Genomic DNA, 16,670 nt, shown 5'->3' on the forward strand with positions numbered 1-16,670 from the left:
ACTGACCTTGCTTCGGCATCAGCGCTTATTGGCGACCAAGCGACTGGCCCTTTTTCTTCGCCGCAGGGTTTGGATGCGGCGCTCTCACCACCTACATAGCCGGTAGCCCCACATTCCCGACGGCAGGTTTTCATGATTCCCTTTTCCATCCTCGATCTTTCGCCCGTTCCGGAGGGCACGACTGTCAGCCAATCTCTCGCGGGTTCCGCGCGGATGGCGCAGAAGGCGGAAGAATATGGCTACAAGCGCTTCTGGCTTGCCGAACATCACGGCATGCCGGGGATTGCCAGCGCCGCGACTGCCGTCGTCATCGGTCATGTCGGTGCGGCGACGAAGCGGATCCGCATCGGATCGGGCGGCATCATGCTGCCGAACCATTCGCCGCTTGTCATCGCCGAGCAGTTCGGCACCTTGGCGGCACTCTTCCCCGGCCGCGTCGATCTTGGACTTGGCCGCGCGCCAGGAACGGATATGCGCACGGCGCAGGCCCTGCGCCGTAACCTCGATGCCGGCGCCCAAAGCTTCCCGCATGATGTCGTCGAGCTGCAGCAGCTGCTCGGAGAGCCGGTCGAGAACCAGGCGATCCTCGCGGTGCCCGGCAACCGGACGCATGTGCCGATCTGGCTGCTCGGCTCCAGCCTCTACAGCGCCCAGCTCGCCGCCATGCTTGGTCTGCCCTATGCCTTCGCCTCGCATTTCGCGCCGGATTCGCTGCTCGATGCCATCGATATCTATCGCAGCAAGTTCCAGCCCTCCGCCGTCCTCGATCAGCCCTATGTGATGGCCGGCGTGATGGGGTCGGTGGCGCCGACCGATGAAGAGGCCGAGTATCACTTCACTTCGGCGCAGCAGCAGTTCGTCAATCTCCGGCGCAATGTGCGCGGCCAGTTCCCGAAGCCTGTGAAGGATATGGAGAGCTTCTGGTCGCCGATGGAAAAGCTCAATGTCGAGCATACGCTGCGCTATGCCGTCGTTGGTTCGCCGCAGACGGCCGAAGCCAAGCTCAAGGACTTTCTGAAAGAGACGGAGGCCGACGAGCTGATCATTTCGATGCCGATCCACGATATCGAGGCACGGCTGAAGTCGGTCGAGCTCTTCGCGGGCCTCGGTAGCTTTATGAGCGCCGCCGCCTAATCGGCGATTGTCTCGCCGGGGTAGACGCCCCAAAGGGCCGATTGCTCGACGAAGCCGGTGAGATTCTGGTGTGGCAGGCCGATGCTGCACCACGCTCCGTCGCAGCGTCCGACATGGACGAGGACGCGGGCGATCAACGCCGCCGATACAGCCGCACTTTCCCGGGCTCCGGTGTGAAGTGCGGCAGGCTGTTTCAGCCAGGGGCCGATCACCGCGGTCCGGCGCGAGGAGAGCAGGGCGCGATGCATCCAGCCGGTGATGCCATCGCTATCGCGCACCTGACACCAATTGTCGTATTCGGCGGTGATCTCCAGCGGCAGGCCTGATTTCACGTAGATCCACTTGGTCCCGTAATCCAGCGACGGGCCGATGCGCATGCGCGCGTTGGCCGATTTGAGCGAGACGAAACGGGGAACCGGCAGACCGGTTTCCCGGCCTTTTGGCGCGCTTGTCTCAACCGGGATTGCCGATGCCTGGCTGGCCAGGCAGGCGGCAAACAGGCCGCAGAGGGCAAGCAGCCCCATCGTGCGGCGCAGAAGAGAAAACCGGCGCATGTCAGCTACAGCTGGTCACCTGTTTTAAGGCGGCCGTGATGCCATCGAGCGAATAAGTGTAGCTGGTGTCCGTCCCCCGGCTGGAGGTCGCCTCGATCACCATCTCGCTGCCGCCGCGCATGGCGCGGATCATTTCCGGTTCACGCTCCTCATGCTGCATCCAGGCGGCGTTCTCGCGGGTGAACATCCAGAATGTCTGGTCGCCGATGCGCACCTTGACGCGCGATCCCTGCTTCAACTCGTAGCCCATTCGTGCCTGCGGCTCGTATTTCGCCGAAGCTCCGGGGCCGACCATGAAGAAGTTCTTGCCGTGATCGACGCTGGCTGGCGTCTGGCCGGTCGGTACGGTCAGCAGATAGCAGACCGTCTGGCCATCGGCCTTGTAGGAATAGACGCCCCAATCGTTGAAGCGCTTGACCATTGTGGGCTGTGCTTGCGCGGCGAAGGCGCAGAGCAGCGAAATGGAGAGAGTGAGAGCAAGTTTCTTCATGGCATTTTCCCCGCCGATGGTGTGAGAGACGCTGGCCTGAGACAGACCGGCTGGAGGCAGGGGCATTGAAGGGTTGCAGCGTTACCGCTTTCTTAAAATCAGGCTGCGGCTCACGGAGCTGTGAACCGCTTTGATCCAGATCATCGCGAAGGTCAGAAGAAGGCAGCCACCGGCGCCGGGACGATGCGCTTCAGGACCGCATCGACAGACAGCGATCCGGCGCCCGAGATCGCCAGCACAAACATGCCGCCGGCGATCGCAAGGTCCTTCTCGAAATGCAGCAGTTCGTTCTGGCTGGTGAAATCGGTGTGGAAGAGCAGGGCCGTCATCAGGCAAAAGATGCCGAGTGCAACAGCGCCCAGCCGTGTGGCCATGCCTGCCGCGACCGAGAAGCCCGCCGCAAGCTGCAGCAGGATGACGCCGATAGCGACCGGCAGTTCGAGACCGAGCCTTTCGAAAGCCGCTGCTGTGGCGTTGAAGTTCAGCGCCAGCGTTGCGCCTTCATGCAGGAAGATGGCCGAGAGCAGCAGACGTCCGGCGAGGAGTGCTGCATTGCTGCCGGCGGATCGGCTAGGGGAATGGTCCATGATCATCTCCAAAGGGTGAGCAGGGCGAGCGGCATCTGCCGCCCGCCCCGGGGCAATCACCGTCAGTTGCCGCCCCGTGCGGCGATCGCCTCTTGTAGGTCTTCCAGCTCCTCGCAGCCTGCGGGGCACAGCTGCTTCAGCGAAGCGAGCTGCTCGTTTGCCTTGTCGGGCTTGCCGGTCTGCAGATAGAGCTCGCCAAGATATTCGTGTGCTGCCTTATGATCGGGCTGCAGTTCGAGAGCCTTGGTGTAGTAGGTCAGCGACGTGTCGTAGTCGCCGGTCATGCGCAGTGTGTAGCCGAGCAGGTTATAGACATCGGCCTGCTGGTTATCCTCGGCGAGGCCGCGCAATTCCTCGAGTGCGCCCTGATAGTCCTTGGCAGCGATCTTGGCGCGGACGGAAGTGAGGTCCGGACCGTCGCCGGCTTCCATGTTGTCGACGGCAAAGGCGGGCATCGCCGTCAATGCCGAGATGGCCGAGCCGCCTGCCGACAACGCGCAGAAGCTGATGACGCCGAGAACGGCGTAGCGGGTGAATGATCTTTTCATGACGATAGTCTCCTCAGGCGTCAGGCCTGGCTGGTAGGCGTGAAGGCATAGGCATTTCCGTCCTTGACGAAGCTGCCGGAGCCGGGGAAGGGGAAGTGCGAGCCGCAGATGGCGATCTTGTCCGATATGACGCGATCGATCAGCTTGCGGCGGCTGGTGATGGCAAGAGGTCCGTCCTGATCGTAGCTGCCCTGCCATTCCGGGTGCGGCGCCAGCAGCGCCGGGACGTACATGATGTCGGCCGAAACCAGCAGCTGGCTGTTTCCGGAGTTGACCAGATAGGTCGAATGACCCGGCGTATGGCCTGGCGCCGAAATCAGCTCGATGCCGGGCGCCACCTGCGCACCGTCCTCCACCAGTTTCCAGTTCTTCCATTTCGGGAAGACTTCGGCGATGCGCTTTCCGGCAGGCTTGCGTCCCTCCGCGAGTTTCGAGAGGCGGCCGGGATCGGTCCACCAGTTATATTCGGCCGAATGGACGATAAGTTCGGCATTCGGGAAGACAGGCGCATTGGTGCCCTTTTCCATCAGGCCCCAGACGTGGTCAGGGTGGAAATGCGAGATCATGACCGTGTCGATCTTGCGGTAGTCGATGCCGGCGGCTGCCATGTTGCCGGGAAGGTTGGTGGCATTGGCCTGCCACTGACCGACGCCGGAGCCGGCATCCATCATGATCAGCCGTCCGCCGACCTTCAGGACGACCACCGTCAGCGGGATCGGCATGAAATCGGTCGGCAGATGCGCCTTGGCGAGCGCATCCTTGGTCTCGTCGACCGTGGCGTTCTTGATGAAGGCGGGATCGTGCGGCTTGCGCCAGATGCCGTCATAGATGGCTGTCACTTCGATATCGCCGACATTGTAGCGGTAGAAGCCGGTTGCCGGTTCGTCCGGCGATGCGGCGAAGGCCGGGGGTACGAATTCGAGCTTCGATGCGAGGCCGAATGCGGCTGCCGCGGCGGCCGAACCAAGCAGTGTACGGCGTGACATTTCAAACATTGGGATGCCTCCTCTGGCTTGTCCTGTGTCTCAGCGGAGACGGGATGGGTTCGACGCCGCCGCTGAAGAACTAGACCGGAGAGGCCTGCTGCTTATTCCGAGCCTGGCGTAATTTTCCATGCAAGTCATTGAGAATGAACGGCTAATTTTTTCACCCCGGCAAAGCGGTCAAAAAATCTCAGTCGGCAGGGAATAAAACCGGGTGCTTGGCGATCTAGGCAATAAAGGGTCGCATTGTGCTGAGGGCGGCCCGAGGACTAGAGTCGGCTGCGCTGCAGCCGCAGAGGGTGTGATGACCGAAGCCTGTCTTGCTTTCCCCACATCGTTCGACGATCAGCTGGCCATGGCTCTGCTGCGCTGGCGCCGCCGCTCGCGTTCGTTTTCGCAGCTCGCAAGCTGCTTTCTCGTCGAGGCAGCGTCGGTCCTCGTCGGCTATATGGAAATGGCACAGGCGAGGGGCGGACGGCAGACCGCTGCTGCCGCCGCGCAGCCCGATCACACATTGCGTTTCCAGCAGAACATCCTTCCGCACATGGATGCAGCCTACAATTTCGCGCGCTTTCTCAGCCGCGACCAGGATGCCGCGCAGGATATCGTCCAGGACGCCTTCCTGCGCGCCTATCGCAGTTTCGAGACCTATCGCGGCGGTGATTCACGGGCCTGGATTTTCGCCATCGTCCGCAACTGCTTCCTCGCCTGGCAGCAGCAGGGAAGGCGGAAGGCACGTTTCGAAACGCCGCTGGATGCCGATGCCGGAAGCGACAGCCCGGCGCATGAGATCGCATCGAATGACGAGACGGCAGAGACAGCGATGATCCGCGAGAGCGAGACGTCGCGCGTGCGCCATGTCATCGGCCTGCTTCCGGAGGCGATGCGGGAAATTCTGGTGCTGCGCGAACTCGAGGAGCTTTCCTATAAGCAGATCGCCGAGGTCATCGATGTGCCAATCGGTACCGTGATGTCGCGCATCGCCCGGGCGCGGCGCGAATTCGGCGAGGCCTGGGATGCGTTTGAGAATGGCGGGGTGCGGGCATGAGCGAGGCGCCGAAGCAGGGCTGCGACCAGTGGGGGCCGGTGGTGCACGCTTTCATCGACGGCGAGTTGGATCTGGTGCGTGCCGCAGAGCTGGAAAGTCATCTGGCGGGGTGCCCGGATTGCCGGGCGGAGATTGAAAGGGTGCGCGGGGTGCGGCAACGGATCGGACGGGACGGCGTGCGCTTCAAGCTTCCGGACGAGGTCCGGTCGCAGGTTCTTGCCGCGCTGTCGCGCGAGCAGGCCATCTCCTCATCCGCTCTTCAGCCGCGCCAGAAACCTGCTTCGTGGTGGGACCGTTTCTTTCGTTTCATTCGCGACTGGAGCTTCGTGCCGTCACTGGCGGCGCTGGCGGCGAGCGCAATGCTGTTCGTCAACGCGCCGGTGCCGGATCTCGGCATCGAGGACCAGCTGCTGGCGAGCCATGTCCATTCGATGCTCGCCGATCACCTCGTCGATGTGCAGACCTCGAACCAGCATACGGTCAAGCCCTGGTTCAACGGCCGCATCGATTTCTCGCCGCCCGTCAACGATCTCGCCAAGGATGGTTTCCCGCTGGTCGGCGGCCGGGTCGATTATATCGGCGGCCGGGTGGTGGCGGCACTCGTCTACCGGCGCAACGGTCACGTCATCAACCTGTTCATCTGGCCGCAGGCGAAAGGCGGGCAGGCGACGCGGGAGCATGACGGCTACAACATGACGGACTGGTCGTCCGATGGACTGGTGTTCTGGGCGGTCTCCGATGTCAGCGCGGGCGATCTCGCTGCCTTCCGCGACAGCTTCATCCGGGCAGCCGGGGGCTGAAACGACAAAAAAGGCGGGCAAAAGCCCGCCTTTGAAATGTCTTCGGCCAAGAGGCGATCAGGCCGAAAGCTTGGCCATCACTTCTTCGGAGACTTCGAAGTTCGAATAGACGTTCTGGACGTCGTCATCGTCTTCGAGGTTGTCGATCATCTTCAGCAGCGACTGAGCCTTTTCCTCGTCCACTGGCACGTTGTTCTGGGCGCGCCAGACTGCCTTGACGGTTTCGGCTTCGCCGAGCGTCGCTTCGAGCGCCTTGGCGACTTCGCCGAGAGCTTCAAAAGCGCAGGTGACGTAGTGGCCTTCCTCGTCGGTCTCGACATCGTCGGCACCGGCTTCGATCGCGGCTTCCATCATCTTGTCGGCATCGCCGGCTGCGAGCTTGTAGGTGATTTCTCCGACGTGATCGAAGGAGAAGGATACCGAGCCGGTTTCGCCCAGTGCACCGCCTGCCTTTGTGAAGATCGAGCGGACATTCGAGGCGGTGCGGTTGCGGTTGTCAGTCAGCGCCTCGACAATGACGGCGGTGCCGCCCGGGCCGTAGCCTTCGTAGCGGATCTGCTCGTAGTTCTCGCCATCGCTGCCGGCTGCCTTCTTGATGGCGCGGTCGATATTGTCCTTCGGCATGGACTGGGCCTTGGCGTTCTGGATGGCCAGGCGCAGGCTCGCATTCATCGACGGGTCGGGCAGACCGGCCTTGGCGGCGACAGTGATTTCGCGCGCGAGCTTGGAGAACATTTTCGATCGCACAGCGTCCTGACGGCCCTTGCGATGCATGATGTTTTTAAACTGTGAATGGCCAGCCATGGCACCCCTGTTCACGTCTCATTATTCGGAATGGGCCGCCTTATAAGAGCGAAACGGGCCGTATTCAAGCGGAAAGCGCCTTTTCACGCAGGCGGTTGGCTTGTGCAGCGCGGGGGAACAAAGGCGGCAGACCTGACGTTTTGAACCGGAAACTGAAAACGGAAGGGAATGGCCATGGCAAGCTTCAGCGAAGCCCGCGAACATCCGGCGCAGCAGCTCTGGGATCAGGTGAACGGCATTCATGCCGGCATGCTCGGTGTCGACGGCGCAGACATGCATATGCAGCCCATGGCGCCGCATGCCGATCCGAAGACCAATACGATCTGGTTCTACACCAAATCGGACGCGGATATCGTTCGTGCCGTGAAACCGGGAACACGCGCGCATTTCTGCGTGGTCGGCAAGGATCACGACTATCACGCCTGCCTGGCAGGCAAGATCGAACTGAAAGCCGATCCGTCGAAGATCGAGGAATACTGGAACTCTGTCGTTGCCGCCTGGTACGAGAACGGCAAGAAGGACCCGAAACTGACGATGCTCGCCATGCATGTGGACGATGCCGAAATCTGGGTCTCGACCGGCAGCAAGCTCAAATTCGGCTGGGAGATCGCCAAGGCCAACCTCGACGATGACAAGATGCCGGATGTGGGGATCAAGCGGCATTTGCAGTTTGCTTGAACAAATTCCCGTTTTATCGCGCGGCCCCCTCATCCGGCCCGTTGGGCCACCTTCTCCCCGCTGGGGAGAAGGGACGCCATAGCCGCAGCGTCCACTTCCCCTCTCCCCTCGGGGGTCCGAAGGACGGGCCGAGACCGTTGGCTCGGCCCCGGTGGGTAGGGTGAGGGGCTGCGGGCTTTGCGAGTCCCTACTGCACATCCCGCATCACATAAATCTGCGGCTTCCTCGGCAGCGTCCGCAGCGATACCGTCAACGTGTTGTCCTGCGCCATCTGGATATCGAATTCCTTGCCGATCATCGACAGGAAGCGCTCCACCGGCGGTCCGCGGCGGTGCATCGGCAGGACGATGGAGGCGCGCAGGCGCTTGATCACCCGGCCCATGCTGTCCGGGCCCATCGTCAGCCCGCCGTCGACGGGCACCATCACCACGTCGAGACGGCCGATCTCGGTGTAATGCGCATCCGTCAGCTCGTAATGCAGGTGGCCGAGGTGGCCGATACAGAGGCCGGCGATCTCGAAGATGAAGATCGAGTTGCCATCCTGCTGCGATCCGCCGAGACCGTAGCTGAAGCGGATGTCGGTCGTGACGTTGCGGATATAGGCGTCGCCGACGACGAGATCGACCTTCGCCCTTTCACCGGGGATGTCGCTCCAGCCGTGCAGCACGTGCTTGATCGCCGGATCCGGCGTCAGTGTGTAATGCGTCTGGTGCGCCTTGTTCATGGTCACGACGTCAGGCGTCACCGAGGGCTGGTAGATGCCGTTGTAATCGGTGGCGATGACGATGCCGCCGGGTGTGTCGATCTCGAAAGTGGAGTGGCCGAGAAAGGTGAAGGTGACGTCCTCGCCTTCCGATACCGCGGGGATGACGGGTGCGGTGGTCGAGAAGCTGGCGAACTGCGCCTTCGGAATGCCTTGGGCAATTGCCTGGCACTGGCTGACGTTCTTGCGCTGCTCCTGCGCGCTCGCGGCCTGTGGCAGGGCGAGGGAAACAACGCCTGCGATAGCGAGGACAAGCAATTGCGGCTTCATGCCACCCCTCCGGCGCTTTCATGAAGCCGGGAGGATGCGGCAAGGCGCCGCAGGGGTCCAGATGCGGGGTGCTCACAAATGCGTGTTGGGGGTTGTCTGCATTTGCGCCGGTGGGTGCCGCCCCCCTCTGCCCTGCCGGGCATCTCCCCCACGGGTGGGGAGATTGGCTGGGCGCACCCGCTCGCCCCACCAAGATCGTCCTACGAGCCGCAGCCTTCATTTCAAAGCGGGGAGCTTGCCACTTGTGATCTCCCCACCTGTGGGGGAGATGCCCGGCAGGGCAGAGGGGGCTGACACCCGCGACGTCTCGATACTACCGCCAAAACTCCGGTATCGTCTCCGCCAGTCTCGGCCCCAGCCGCAACGGTGCAATCTTCTCCGCCAAGCCCGTCGCGTCCGAAATCTCAACCCCGACCCCGCAGATCGTCGCCGGCCCGGTCGCCGCCTCCATCCGCCCCTTCGGCATCTTGGAGATGAACCGGTTGAGCGGCTCCTCCTTGTCCATGCCGAGCGAGGAGTCGTAGTCGCCGCACATCCCGGCGTCAGACATATAGGCGGTGCCACCGTTCAGGATCTGGTGGTCGGCGGTCGGCACATGCGTGTGGGTGCCGACGACGAAGCTGGCGCGGCCGTCGACGAAATGGCCGAAGCACTGTTTCTCGCTGGTCGCCTCGGCGTGGAAGTCGAAGATGATGGCGTCGGCCTGCTCCTTCAGAGGCGCGGCGGCGAGGATCGCCTCGGCGGCCTTGAAGGGATCGTCGAGCTCGGGATGCATGAAGACGCGGCCCATGATGTTGGCGACCAGCACGCGGGCGCCGTTGCGGGCATAGAAGAGACCAGAGCCGCGGCCGGGCGTGCCCTGCGGATAATTGGCCGGGCGCAGGAACTGATCGTGGCGGCCGGCAAAGGCGACGGCGTCCTTCTGGTCCCAGACGTGATTGCCCGTGGTGACGACATCGGCGCCGGCGTTGATCGTCTCGAGGAAAATGTCTTCGGTGATGCCGAAGCCGCCGGCGGCGTTCTCGCCGTTGACGATGACGAAATCGAGTTTCAGGTCGGATACGAGACCGGGCAGGCGATCCCAAACCGCGGTGCGTCCCGTCTTGCCGACCATGTCACCCAGAAAAAGCAGTCGCATTCACTATCCAATCCAAGAGGCAAAAAAGCGAAGGCCGCTTTCTGTCAGGATGGCATCCAGGCTTATATCATGCGGCTCGTCGGGCACATGTGCCACTTCCTGGCAGTCGAATGCAATGCCGATGAGCTTCGGTTTGCGGCCTTTTTGCCGCAAAAGGCTAATGGCACGGTCATAATAGCCGGCGCCATAGCCGATCCGGTGGCCACGGGCGTCGAAGGCCGAGAGCGGTACCAGCATGATGTCGGGGTCGAGAACGGGCGCATCCGGCCCTGGGCCCGACGTGCCGAAGCCGGTCGCGATCAATGGTGCGCCGCGCACCAGTTCGCGAAACACGATCGTCTGCTTGTTGAGAATGGCGGGCACGCAAAGGCGGGCGCCGCGGGCCTGAAACCGCGCCATCAGCGGCCGCAGATCGGCCTCCGAGCGGATCGGCAGAAAGCCTGAAATGACGGTGCCGGGATCGAAGCGAACGGCATCGCCTGCGTGGTCGGCCATGGCAAGGGCCATCTCGATGCGCGCTTCCGGGGCGATCGCATCGCGAAGGGCGAGCCGTTCGGTTCGCAGGTCCGCCTTAAGTTGCTTGAAATCGGTGAGCATGCCGCAAACCATAAACCGCTGACGGGCCAATGCAATGCGTGAAAGCGGCGTTCGCTTTGCTGATCGGCTAGATGACGATGCTTGACGGAATGCCCGACGAACCGGTTGGAAGCGGCATGGCCTGCGTGTAGTCGCCGCCGGTCTTGCCGTTTCTCACTTCATCCATCGCCTTTTCGAGGATCTGACGGACCTCGCGCAGAAGCGACTGCAGCTTTTCCAGCGTCTTCCGATCCTCATCGGAAATGCCGGATGTCTGGTGTTCGCCATCGGCGGCGGTTTCCTCATAGGCCTTGCGGGCCTGAACGGTATCGACAGGCTCACTTTCCGCGGCGGTAGCATCCGCCGGTCCTTCGGCTTGTGCCGCATCCGCGCTGCTGGATGCGACCGCTGCTCCGCCTGTGCCCGCCTCGGCAGATGCAGCCGTGACGGCGCCGGGCGTTGCGCCCACACCAGCGATGGAAGAGGCAAATTGCGCTGCGGCCGAGGCAATCTTCTGTGACAGCTGTGCGGCGAGCCGCGCCGTGGCTTCGGGCGAGAGCCCGCCGCTCTTCAGCATCTCCACCTGCTGCTGCAGTTCTGCAAGTTTGCGCGCGGCGCGTTCCTTGGCGATATCGGAAGACGATTTCTTGTCCTGCTGCAGGGCGGCGAGGGCCTGATCGGCGCGCTCGGCCAGCCGGACCTGCGGATCGCTGCTAGGTGTTGCGTAGGCCGCAATCGACTGTTGTGGTGTGCTGCGCAGTATGTTCAGCGCATTCGACTGTGCGACCTGCATCATATCCCCCGATATCGTCAGAGATGATTTCTGCAACTTCAGGCTTGCGCGGGCCTTGGCAGCAAACGCCGGGCGAGCGTCTTTTGTGTCTCGCAACGATGCAGCGCGGCAGGGTGACGGATTCAGCCCTCTCTGCAATCCTCGCCGCATTGCCTCCGGCTTGCTCATCCACTATCGGGGGAGACGGAGAACGATGACGACTTGGCAGGCATGCCCATCTGGAGACGGCTATGGTGGATGAGAGTTTTTCGATTTCGGGCAAGCTGACGGACGAGGGCCACAAGCTGGTCCAGCGCGTCTACTATGAAGACACCGATTTCTCCGGCCTCGTCTATCACGCCCGCTACCTGCATTTCCTCGAGCGCGGACGCACCGACTACCTGCGTTGCCTCGGTGTCGAACAGCGCGAGCTTATCACCGCCGATGATGAAGGGCTGGTTTTCGTCGTCCACCGCATGGAGATCGACTTCAAGAGCCCGGCGCGGATGGACGATATCCTGACAATCGTCACGCGGACCGAAAAGGCGGGCGGCGCCAAGATGATTCTGTCGCAGGAAATCCGCCGCGGCGAAACGCCGCTGATCGCGGCAAAGGTCATCATCGCTGTCATCAACGCCAAGGGCCGGCCGCGCCGCCTGCCGGAGGGCTTGGCGAAGCAGATGCTGATTGCGGCTGACGCAGGCTAAAAGGAAGCGTTTTATGCTGTAGAACGGCTGTAAACCGGCTCTTGCAAAAACATGAGTTTCATGTGAAGGAATTTCCGCGCTGCAGGAAATGTGCGGTGTTCCGCCGCCGGACCAGCTCAGATCAGTTCTGACCGGCTAGAAAAACCCAGCTGAATTAAAGCTTTCAGTCGCACTCTGACACTAACTCAGTCGCACTCTGACACTAACGATGTGTTAACCATAATGGTGTCTTACTCTGAATGTCAGAGTTTGTGCGGTGCACGCCTTCCTTTGACCAAATTTGACGGCAAGGAAGGCGGAAGAAAAGCTTCAAGCTTGACCAGGGCTTAGGGCGGCGGTCGCCAGACATTTCTTGCGAGATCACTTTTGTGCCGCCCGGTCAAGCACCGGGCGTTTGGATTCGGGGATTTTGGATCAATGGAACAAGCAGGATTGGCAGCAGCAACGGCCGACGTCAGCCTCTGGTCGCTGTTCATGCAGGCAGGCATCGTCGTCAAGCTCGTCATGCTCGGGCTTCTCGCGGCCTCTGTCTGGACGTGGGCGATCGTCATCGACAAGTATCTGGCTTATGGCCGTGCGCGGCGCCAGTTCGACAAGTTCGAACAGGTGTTCTGGTCGGGCCAGTCGCTGGAAGAACTCTACAGGACGCTCTCCGAGCGCAACAACACCGGCCTCGCGGCGATCTTCGTTGCGGCGATGCGCGAATGGAAAAAGTCCTTCGAGCGCGGTGCGCGCTCGCCGATCGGTCTGCAGATGCGTATCGACCGTGCCATGGACGTGACGCTGTCGCGTGAATCTGAAACACTTTCGTCCCGCTTGGGCTCGCTTGCAACGATCGGTTCGGCCGGTCCGTTCATCGGTCTCTTCGGCACGGTTGTCGGTATCATGACCTCGTTCCAGGCTATCGCCGGTTCGAAGTCGACCAACCTCGCGGTTGTGGCGCCGGGTATCGCCGAAGCGCTTCTTGCGACGGCTATCGGCCTCGTCGCCGCTATTCCGGCGGTTATCGCCTATAACAAGTTCTCCGCCGATGCCGGCAAGCTTTCGGCTCGCATGGAAGGCTTCGCGGATGAATTCTCCGCCATCCTTTCGCGCCAGATCGATGAAAAGCTGCAGCCGCGCCAGGCCGCGCAGTAACGGAACGGCGGGAGTACGACCATGGGTATGGCTGTTGGAGGCAATTCCGGGAGCGGTGGCGGACGCCGCCGCCGCGGTGGCCGGAACAAGAACGTAATTTCCGAAATCAACGTGACGCCGCTTGTCGACGTCATGCTGGTGTTGTTGATCATCTTCATGGTCGCAGCACCGATGATGACGGTCGGCGTGCCGATCGACCTGCCGGAAACGCAGGCCAAGGCGCTGAATTCCGAGACCCAGCCGATCACGATCTCGGTCAAGAACGACGGCCAGGTGTATCTGCAGGAAACGACGATCCCGGCTGAAGAGATTGCCGCGAAGCTCGAGGCGATTGCGACGACGGGTTACAACGAACGCATCTTCGTTCGCGGCGACGCGACGGCGCCTTACGGCGTGATCGCTGATGTGATGGCGCGCATCCAGGGTGCGGGCTTCAAGAATATCGGCCTAGTCACGCAGCAGAAGAAGGACCAGTAGAAAGCAAGATGAAGACCAGCGTCGTCACATCTGCTGTTCTGCATGGACTGGTGCTCGCTGCAGCGCTGGTGACCATTGGCTCGCCCGAGCATTTCAAGGTTGATGATTTCGAAGCGATGCCGGTTGATCTGGTGCCGGTCGAATCGATCACCCAGATGCAGCAGGGCGACAAGAAGGCGCCGATGAAGGAAACGTCGGCGCCGAAGCCGACGACGCGTCCGCCGACCCCTGATCAGGGCGAAAATGCCGGCGACAACAAGGTTGATCTCAAGACACCGCCGGTGCCGAACGCCAAGCCGAGCAATACGGATGCGGCGGCTGCCAATTCGAGCGAGAAGCCGGCGCAGAAGATCGATCCGATCCCGAACGAGGTGAAGGAAGTCAACAAGGAAGAGACCGAGGTCGAGCAGCCGAAGGAAGTCGCTTCCATTCCGCAGACCAAGCCCGACGTCGCGCCGACCCCGCCGAAGCCGGAGGAGAAGCCGGTCGAGGAAGCCAAGCCCGAAGAGGCGCCGAAGCCCGACGCCGAAGCGCTGCCGGACAAGGTCCCGACTCCTGTCGCCAAGCCACAGGTGAAGCCGCCTGAGGAAAAGCAGGCCGAGAAGCCGCCGGAAAAGCCCCAGGACCAGCCCAAGACCGCTGAAAAGCCGACCGACAAGAAGAAGGACGATCAGAAGCGCGACGTGGCGAAATCCGCATCTTCGATGAAGAGCGACTTCAACGCCGACGACATTGCTGCACTCCTGAACAAGACCGATCCTTCTGCCGGCGGCACCAAGCGTTCGACCCAGGAAGCCTCGCTCGGCGCCAAGAAGGCGACGCAAGGTGCTTCAAAGCTGTCGATGAGCGAGATGGATGCGCTGAAGAGCGCGATCGCCGGCAACTGGAACGTCATTCCGGGCATGGAAGGCATGGGCGACGTGCGCATCAAGGTGCACATGAAGCTCGATGAAGACGGCAACATCATCGGCCAGCCCGAAGTCGAAGCAACCGGCGGCGATAACGATTCGACCCGCCGCGCGCTTGCCGGCGGTGCCTATCGCGCGATCATGAAGTCCGCGCCGTTCTCCACGCTTCCAAAAGATAAATACGATGCCTGGAACGAAGTCGTCGTGAACTTCGATCCCAGCGATCTAGGGATTTAAATGCTGAAAGGCCTTTGTCATATGAGAAAGTCTTCCCTTCTCCGCGCCTTGATGATGGTGGCGGGTCTCGTCACCGTGGGTGCGTTTACGACGCCTGCGAACGCGCTCGTCGAAATCAACATCAACAAGGGTAACGTCCAGCCGCTGCCGATCGCCGTCACCGACTTCCTGCAGGGCGACATGGGCGCGCAGGTTTCTCAGGTGATTGCCGCCGACCTGCAGCGCTCGGGCCTTTTCGCGCCCGTCAACAAGAACGCCTTCATCGAGAAGATCTCCAACCCCGATGCCGCTCCGCGCTTCGAGGACTGGAAGGTCATCAATGCGCAAGCGCTGGTGACCGGCCGTGTGACGCAGGAGGCCGACGGCCGTCTGCGCGCCGAGTTCCGCCTCTGGGATACGTTTGCCGGCCAGCAGATGACCGGTCAGCAGTTCTACACGCAGCCGGAAAACTGGCGCCGCGTGGCCCACATCATCGCTGACGCGATCTACAAGCAGATCACCGGCGAAGAAGGCTATTTCGATACCCGCGTCGTCTTCGTGTCGGAATCCGGCACCAAGCAGCAGCGCAAGCGCCAACTCGCCATCATGGACCAGGACGGCTTCAACGTCCGTACCCTGACCGACGGCAGCGACCTCGTCCTGACGCCGCGCTTCTCGCCGAACCGCCAGGAAGTCACCTACATGTCCTTCGCCAACCAGCAGCCGCGCGTCTACCTGTTGCAGCTGGAAACCGGACAGCGCGAAGTGGTCGGCAATTTCCCCGGCATGACCTTCTCCCCGCGCTTCTCGCCTGACGGCCAGAAGGTGGTGATGAGCCTTCAGCAGGAAGGCAACGCCAATATCTACACGATGGACCTGCGCTCGCGCACCACGACGCGCCTGACCTCGACGGCGGCGATCGACACGTCGCCGTCCTATGCTCCCGATGGCGGCCGTATCGTCTTCGAAAGCGACCGTGGCGGCCACCAGCAGATCTACGTGATGAATGCCGATGGTTCCGGCCAGACGCGTATCTCCTTCGGCGACGGCAACTATTCGACGCCGGTCTGGTCTCCGCGTGGCGATCTGATCGCCTTCACCAAGCAGTCGGGCGGCAAGTTCTCGATCGGCGTGATGAAGCCGGATGGCTCTGGCGAGCGTATCCTGACGACGGGCTTCCATAACGAAGGCCCGACCTGGGCGCCGAACGGCCGCGTGCTGATGTTCTTCCGCCAGGCCGCCGGTGCCGGTGGTCCGCAGCTCTACTCGATCGACCTGACGGGCTACAACGAACAGCTCATCAAGACTCCGAACTACGCTTCCGACCCGGCATGGTCGCCGCTGCTGGAGTAGTGGACGGCCCGGAATACGCCTTCATGTCGCCGCAAAGTCCTGAAAATGGGCAATGTAGGGACAAATCAGTAAATCATTAACCATACTTCTTGAGCGCCGATTAACCTCGTACGGTTACAGTCCGGCAACCCTGATGAAGTCGCAAGGAGACCCGGCCATGAGCCGAATTCATACCCCGGCAATGAGCCGCATGCAGAGCCTCGCCCGCAACCCCGTCATGATCGCGCTCGTCGCTGGCCTCGCTCTCGCAGGCTGCGCCAACAAGAAGAACATGGCCAACAGCGCTGGCGATCTCGGCCTTGGCGCCGGTGCAGCAACGCCGGGTTCGGCTCAGGACTTCACCGTCAACGTCGGCGACCGCATCTTCTTCGACACCGACTCCACGTCGATCCGCGCAGACGCTGCCCAGACGCTCGACCGTCAGGCACAGTGGCTCGCCCGCTATCCGAACTACGCAATCACCGTCGAAGGCCATGCCGACGAACGCGGCACGCGCGAATACAACCTGGCTCTCGGTGCACGCCGTGCGGCTGCCACCAAGGACTACCTCGCTTCGCGCGGCGTTCCCGCTCAGCGCCTGAAGACGATCTCCTACGGCAAGGAACGTCCGGTTGCCGTCTGCGACGATATTTCCTGCTGGTCGCAGAACCGCCGCGCCGTTACCGTTCTCGGTGGCGCAGGCATGTAATCCGCGGAAATCGCATTACATTTTGGAAAGGCGGTCTGT

General features: G+C 62.0%; 20 protein-coding genes. 10 read left to right on the forward strand and 10 right to left on the reverse strand.

The genetic code is table 11. The features are described from left to right. The first annotated feature begins 132 nt into the window (after positions 1–132). Positions 133–1,134: an LLM class flavin-dependent oxidoreductase gene (locus tag AC1DIJ_RS21725; protein WP_112385445.1), complete on the forward strand. Its 1,002-nt coding sequence runs from the start codon at positions 133–135 to the stop codon at positions 1,132–1,134. Here AC1DIJ_RS21725 and AC1DIJ_RS21730 read toward each other — a convergent pair. From AC1DIJ_RS21730 to AC1DIJ_RS21750, 5 genes are all read right to left on the reverse strand, one after another. Continuing rightward, positions 1,131–1,688, reverse strand: a complete 558-nt coding sequence (locus tag AC1DIJ_RS21730) for an SH3 domain-containing protein (protein WP_112385444.1) — start codon at positions 1,686–1,688, stop codon at positions 1,131–1,133. The two genes, AC1DIJ_RS21725 and AC1DIJ_RS21730, sit on opposite strands and share 4 nt — an antisense overlap. Before the next feature lies 1 nt (position 1,689). Next, positions 1,690–2,178: an invasion associated locus B family protein gene (locus tag AC1DIJ_RS21735; RefSeq protein ID WP_112385443.1), complete on the reverse strand. Its 489-nt coding sequence runs from the start codon at positions 2,176–2,178 to the stop codon at positions 1,690–1,692. Between the two features lie 152 nt (positions 2,179–2,330). Continuing rightward, positions 2,331–2,765: a DoxX family protein gene (locus AC1DIJ_RS21740; RefSeq protein WP_477831547.1), complete on the reverse strand. Its 435-nt coding sequence runs from the start codon at positions 2,763–2,765 to the stop codon at positions 2,331–2,333. A gap of 62 nt (positions 2,766–2,827) precedes the next feature. Beyond that, a complete protein-coding gene (locus AC1DIJ_RS21745; RefSeq protein ID WP_112385442.1) occupies positions 2,828–3,313 on the reverse strand; it encodes a tetratricopeptide repeat protein in 486 nt (161 codons plus the stop codon). Between the two features lie 20 nt (positions 3,314–3,333). Further along, positions 3,334–4,308, reverse strand: a complete 975-nt coding sequence (locus AC1DIJ_RS21750; RefSeq protein ID WP_112385441.1) for an MBL fold metallo-hydrolase — start codon at positions 4,306–4,308, stop codon at positions 3,334–3,336. A gap of 292 nt (positions 4,309–4,600) precedes the next feature. Between AC1DIJ_RS21750 and AC1DIJ_RS21755 the strand changes: the two genes are divergently transcribed. Both AC1DIJ_RS21755 and AC1DIJ_RS21760 read left to right on the forward strand, forming a co-directional pair. Further along, positions 4,601–5,344: a sigma-70 family RNA polymerase sigma factor gene (locus tag AC1DIJ_RS21755; protein WP_477831548.1), complete on the forward strand. Its 744-nt coding sequence runs from the start codon at positions 4,601–4,603 to the stop codon at positions 5,342–5,344. Continuing rightward, entirely contained in the window at positions 5,341–6,144 is an 804-nt protein-coding gene (locus AC1DIJ_RS21760) for an anti-sigma factor family protein (protein ID WP_112385440.1), read from the forward strand. Before AC1DIJ_RS21755 ends, AC1DIJ_RS21760 begins: the two co-directional genes overlap by 4 nt. Positions 6,145–6,201: 57 nt before the next feature. Here AC1DIJ_RS21760 and AC1DIJ_RS21765 read toward each other — a convergent pair whose 3' ends face one another. Further along, on the reverse strand, positions 6,202–6,948 hold the full coding sequence (locus AC1DIJ_RS21765) for a YebC/PmpR family DNA-binding transcriptional regulator (protein WP_112385439.1): 747 nt from the start codon (positions 6,946–6,948) through the stop codon (positions 6,202–6,204). A gap of 174 nt (positions 6,949–7,122) precedes the next feature. On the opposite strand from AC1DIJ_RS21765, the gene AC1DIJ_RS21770 reads away from it, so the two are divergent. Beyond that, the gene (locus AC1DIJ_RS21770; protein WP_112385703.1) at positions 7,123–7,626 is read left to right on the forward strand and encodes a pyridoxamine 5'-phosphate oxidase family protein; all 504 of its coding nucleotides are present in this window, start codon (positions 7,123–7,125) and stop codon (positions 7,624–7,626) included. Between the two features lie 187 nt (positions 7,627–7,813). On the opposite strand, the gene AC1DIJ_RS21775 is transcribed toward AC1DIJ_RS21770, so the two are convergent. The 4 genes from AC1DIJ_RS21775 to AC1DIJ_RS21790 all read right to left on the reverse strand — a co-directional run bounded on the left by AC1DIJ_RS21775 (position 7,814) and on the right by AC1DIJ_RS21790 (position 11,166). Further along, positions 7,814–8,659 carry an MBL fold metallo-hydrolase gene (locus AC1DIJ_RS21775; protein ID WP_112385438.1) on the reverse strand — a complete coding sequence of 282 codons (846 nt, stop codon included), beginning with the start codon at positions 8,657–8,659 and terminating at the stop codon, positions 7,814–7,816. A 313-nt stretch (positions 8,660–8,972) separates the two neighbouring features. Beyond that, positions 8,973–9,797, reverse strand: a complete 825-nt coding sequence (locus AC1DIJ_RS21780) for a TIGR00282 family metallophosphoesterase (RefSeq protein WP_112385437.1) — start codon at positions 9,795–9,797, stop codon at positions 8,973–8,975. Positions 9,798–9,800: 3 nt separating this feature from the next. Then, a complete protein-coding gene (locus AC1DIJ_RS21785) occupies positions 9,801–10,394 on the reverse strand; it encodes a 5-formyltetrahydrofolate cyclo-ligase (RefSeq protein WP_112385702.1) in 594 nt (197 codons plus the stop codon). Between the two features lie 67 nt (positions 10,395–10,461). Continuing rightward, positions 10,462–11,166 (reverse strand): hypothetical protein, encoded by a 705-nt coding sequence (locus AC1DIJ_RS21790; RefSeq protein WP_148654879.1) that lies wholly within the window; start codon positions 11,164–11,166, stop codon positions 10,462–10,464. A gap of 230 nt (positions 11,167–11,396) precedes the next feature. Between AC1DIJ_RS21790 and ybgC the strand changes: the two genes are divergently transcribed. The 6 genes from ybgC to pal all read left to right on the forward strand — a co-directional run bounded on the left by ybgC (position 11,397) and on the right by pal (position 16,631). Then, on the forward strand, positions 11,397–11,852 hold the full coding sequence (gene ybgC / locus AC1DIJ_RS21795; RefSeq protein WP_112385435.1) for a tol-pal system-associated acyl-CoA thioesterase: 456 nt from the start codon (positions 11,397–11,399) through the stop codon (positions 11,850–11,852). A gap of 417 nt (positions 11,853–12,269) precedes the next feature. After that, positions 12,270–12,989 (forward strand): protein TolQ, encoded by a 720-nt coding sequence (tolQ, locus tag AC1DIJ_RS21800; RefSeq protein WP_112385434.1) that lies wholly within the window; start codon positions 12,270–12,272, stop codon positions 12,987–12,989. A 21-nt stretch (positions 12,990–13,010) separates the two neighbouring features. Then, a complete protein-coding gene (gene tolR / locus AC1DIJ_RS21805; protein ID WP_112385433.1) occupies positions 13,011–13,466 on the forward strand; it encodes a protein TolR in 456 nt (151 codons plus the stop codon). An 8-nt stretch (positions 13,467–13,474) separates the two neighbouring features. Then, on the forward strand, positions 13,475–14,611 hold the full coding sequence (locus AC1DIJ_RS21810) for a ribonuclease E domain-containing protein (protein WP_112385432.1): 1,137 nt from the start codon (positions 13,475–13,477) through the stop codon (positions 14,609–14,611). 21 nt (positions 14,612–14,632) lie between these two features. Continuing rightward, on the forward strand, positions 14,633–15,943 hold the full coding sequence (tolB, locus tag AC1DIJ_RS21815) for a Tol-Pal system beta propeller repeat protein TolB (protein WP_112385431.1): 1,311 nt from the start codon (positions 14,633–14,635) through the stop codon (positions 15,941–15,943). A gap of 157 nt (positions 15,944–16,100) precedes the next feature. Further along, the gene (gene pal / locus AC1DIJ_RS21820) at positions 16,101–16,631 is read left to right on the forward strand and encodes a peptidoglycan-associated lipoprotein Pal (protein ID WP_112385430.1); all 531 of its coding nucleotides are present in this window, start codon (positions 16,101–16,103) and stop codon (positions 16,629–16,631) included. The last annotated feature ends 39 nt before the right edge of the window (positions 16,632–16,670 follow it).

The sequence above is a fragment of the Rhizobium sp. 10N427 genome (genome assembly GCF_056394605.1).

Excerpts from the sequence above, each read along its gene's own strand:
- AC1DIJ_RS21725 (WP_112385445.1), top strand. The coding sequence starts at position 133 with ATGATTCCCTTTTCCATCCTCGATCTTTCGCCCGTTCCGGAGGGCACG.
- AC1DIJ_RS21730 (WP_112385444.1), bottom strand. The coding sequence starts at position 1,688 with ATGCGCCGGTTTTCTCTTCTGCGCCGCACGATGGGGCTGCTTGCCCTC.
- AC1DIJ_RS21735 (WP_112385443.1), bottom strand. The coding sequence starts at position 2,178 with ATGAAGAAACTTGCTCTCACTCTCTCCATTTCGCTGCTCTGCGCCTTC.
- AC1DIJ_RS21740 (WP_477831547.1), bottom strand. The coding sequence starts at position 2,765 with ATGGACCATTCCCCTAGCCGATCCGCCGGCAGCAATGCAGCACTCCTC.
- AC1DIJ_RS21745 (WP_112385442.1), bottom strand. The coding sequence starts at position 3,313 with ATGAAAAGATCATTCACCCGCTACGCCGTTCTCGGCGTCATCAGCTTC.
- AC1DIJ_RS21750 (WP_112385441.1), bottom strand. The coding sequence starts at position 4,308 with ATGTTTGAAATGTCACGCCGTACACTGCTTGGTTCGGCCGCCGCGGCA.
- AC1DIJ_RS21755 (WP_477831548.1), top strand. The coding sequence starts at position 4,601 with ATGACCGAAGCCTGTCTTGCTTTCCCCACATCGTTCGACGATCAGCTG.
- AC1DIJ_RS21760 (WP_112385440.1), top strand. The coding sequence starts at position 5,341 with ATGAGCGAGGCGCCGAAGCAGGGCTGCGACCAGTGGGGGCCGGTGGTG.
- AC1DIJ_RS21765 (WP_112385439.1), bottom strand. The coding sequence starts at position 6,948 with ATGGCTGGCCATTCACAGTTTAAAAACATCATGCATCGCAAGGGCCGT.
- AC1DIJ_RS21770 (WP_112385703.1), top strand. The coding sequence starts at position 7,123 with ATGGCAAGCTTCAGCGAAGCCCGCGAACATCCGGCGCAGCAGCTCTGG.
- AC1DIJ_RS21775 (WP_112385438.1), bottom strand. The coding sequence starts at position 8,659 with ATGAAGCCGCAATTGCTTGTCCTCGCTATCGCAGGCGTTGTTTCCCTC.
- AC1DIJ_RS21780 (WP_112385437.1), bottom strand. The coding sequence starts at position 9,797 with ATGCGACTGCTTTTTCTGGGTGACATGGTCGGCAAGACGGGACGCACC.
- AC1DIJ_RS21785 (WP_112385702.1), bottom strand. The coding sequence starts at position 10,394 with ATGCTCACCGATTTCAAGCAACTTAAGGCGGACCTGCGAACCGAACGG.
- AC1DIJ_RS21790 (WP_148654879.1), bottom strand. The coding sequence starts at position 11,166 with ATGCAGGTCGCACAGTCGAATGCGCTGAACATACTGCGCAGCACACCA.
- ybgC (WP_112385435.1), top strand. The coding sequence starts at position 11,397 with ATGGTGGATGAGAGTTTTTCGATTTCGGGCAAGCTGACGGACGAGGGC.
- tolQ (WP_112385434.1), top strand. The coding sequence starts at position 12,270 with ATGGAACAAGCAGGATTGGCAGCAGCAACGGCCGACGTCAGCCTCTGG.
- tolR (WP_112385433.1), top strand. The coding sequence starts at position 13,011 with ATGGGTATGGCTGTTGGAGGCAATTCCGGGAGCGGTGGCGGACGCCGC.
- AC1DIJ_RS21810 (WP_112385432.1), top strand. The coding sequence starts at position 13,475 with ATGAAGACCAGCGTCGTCACATCTGCTGTTCTGCATGGACTGGTGCTC.
- tolB (WP_112385431.1), top strand. The coding sequence starts at position 14,633 with ATGAGAAAGTCTTCCCTTCTCCGCGCCTTGATGATGGTGGCGGGTCTC.
- pal (WP_112385430.1), top strand. The coding sequence starts at position 16,101 with ATGAGCCGAATTCATACCCCGGCAATGAGCCGCATGCAGAGCCTCGCC.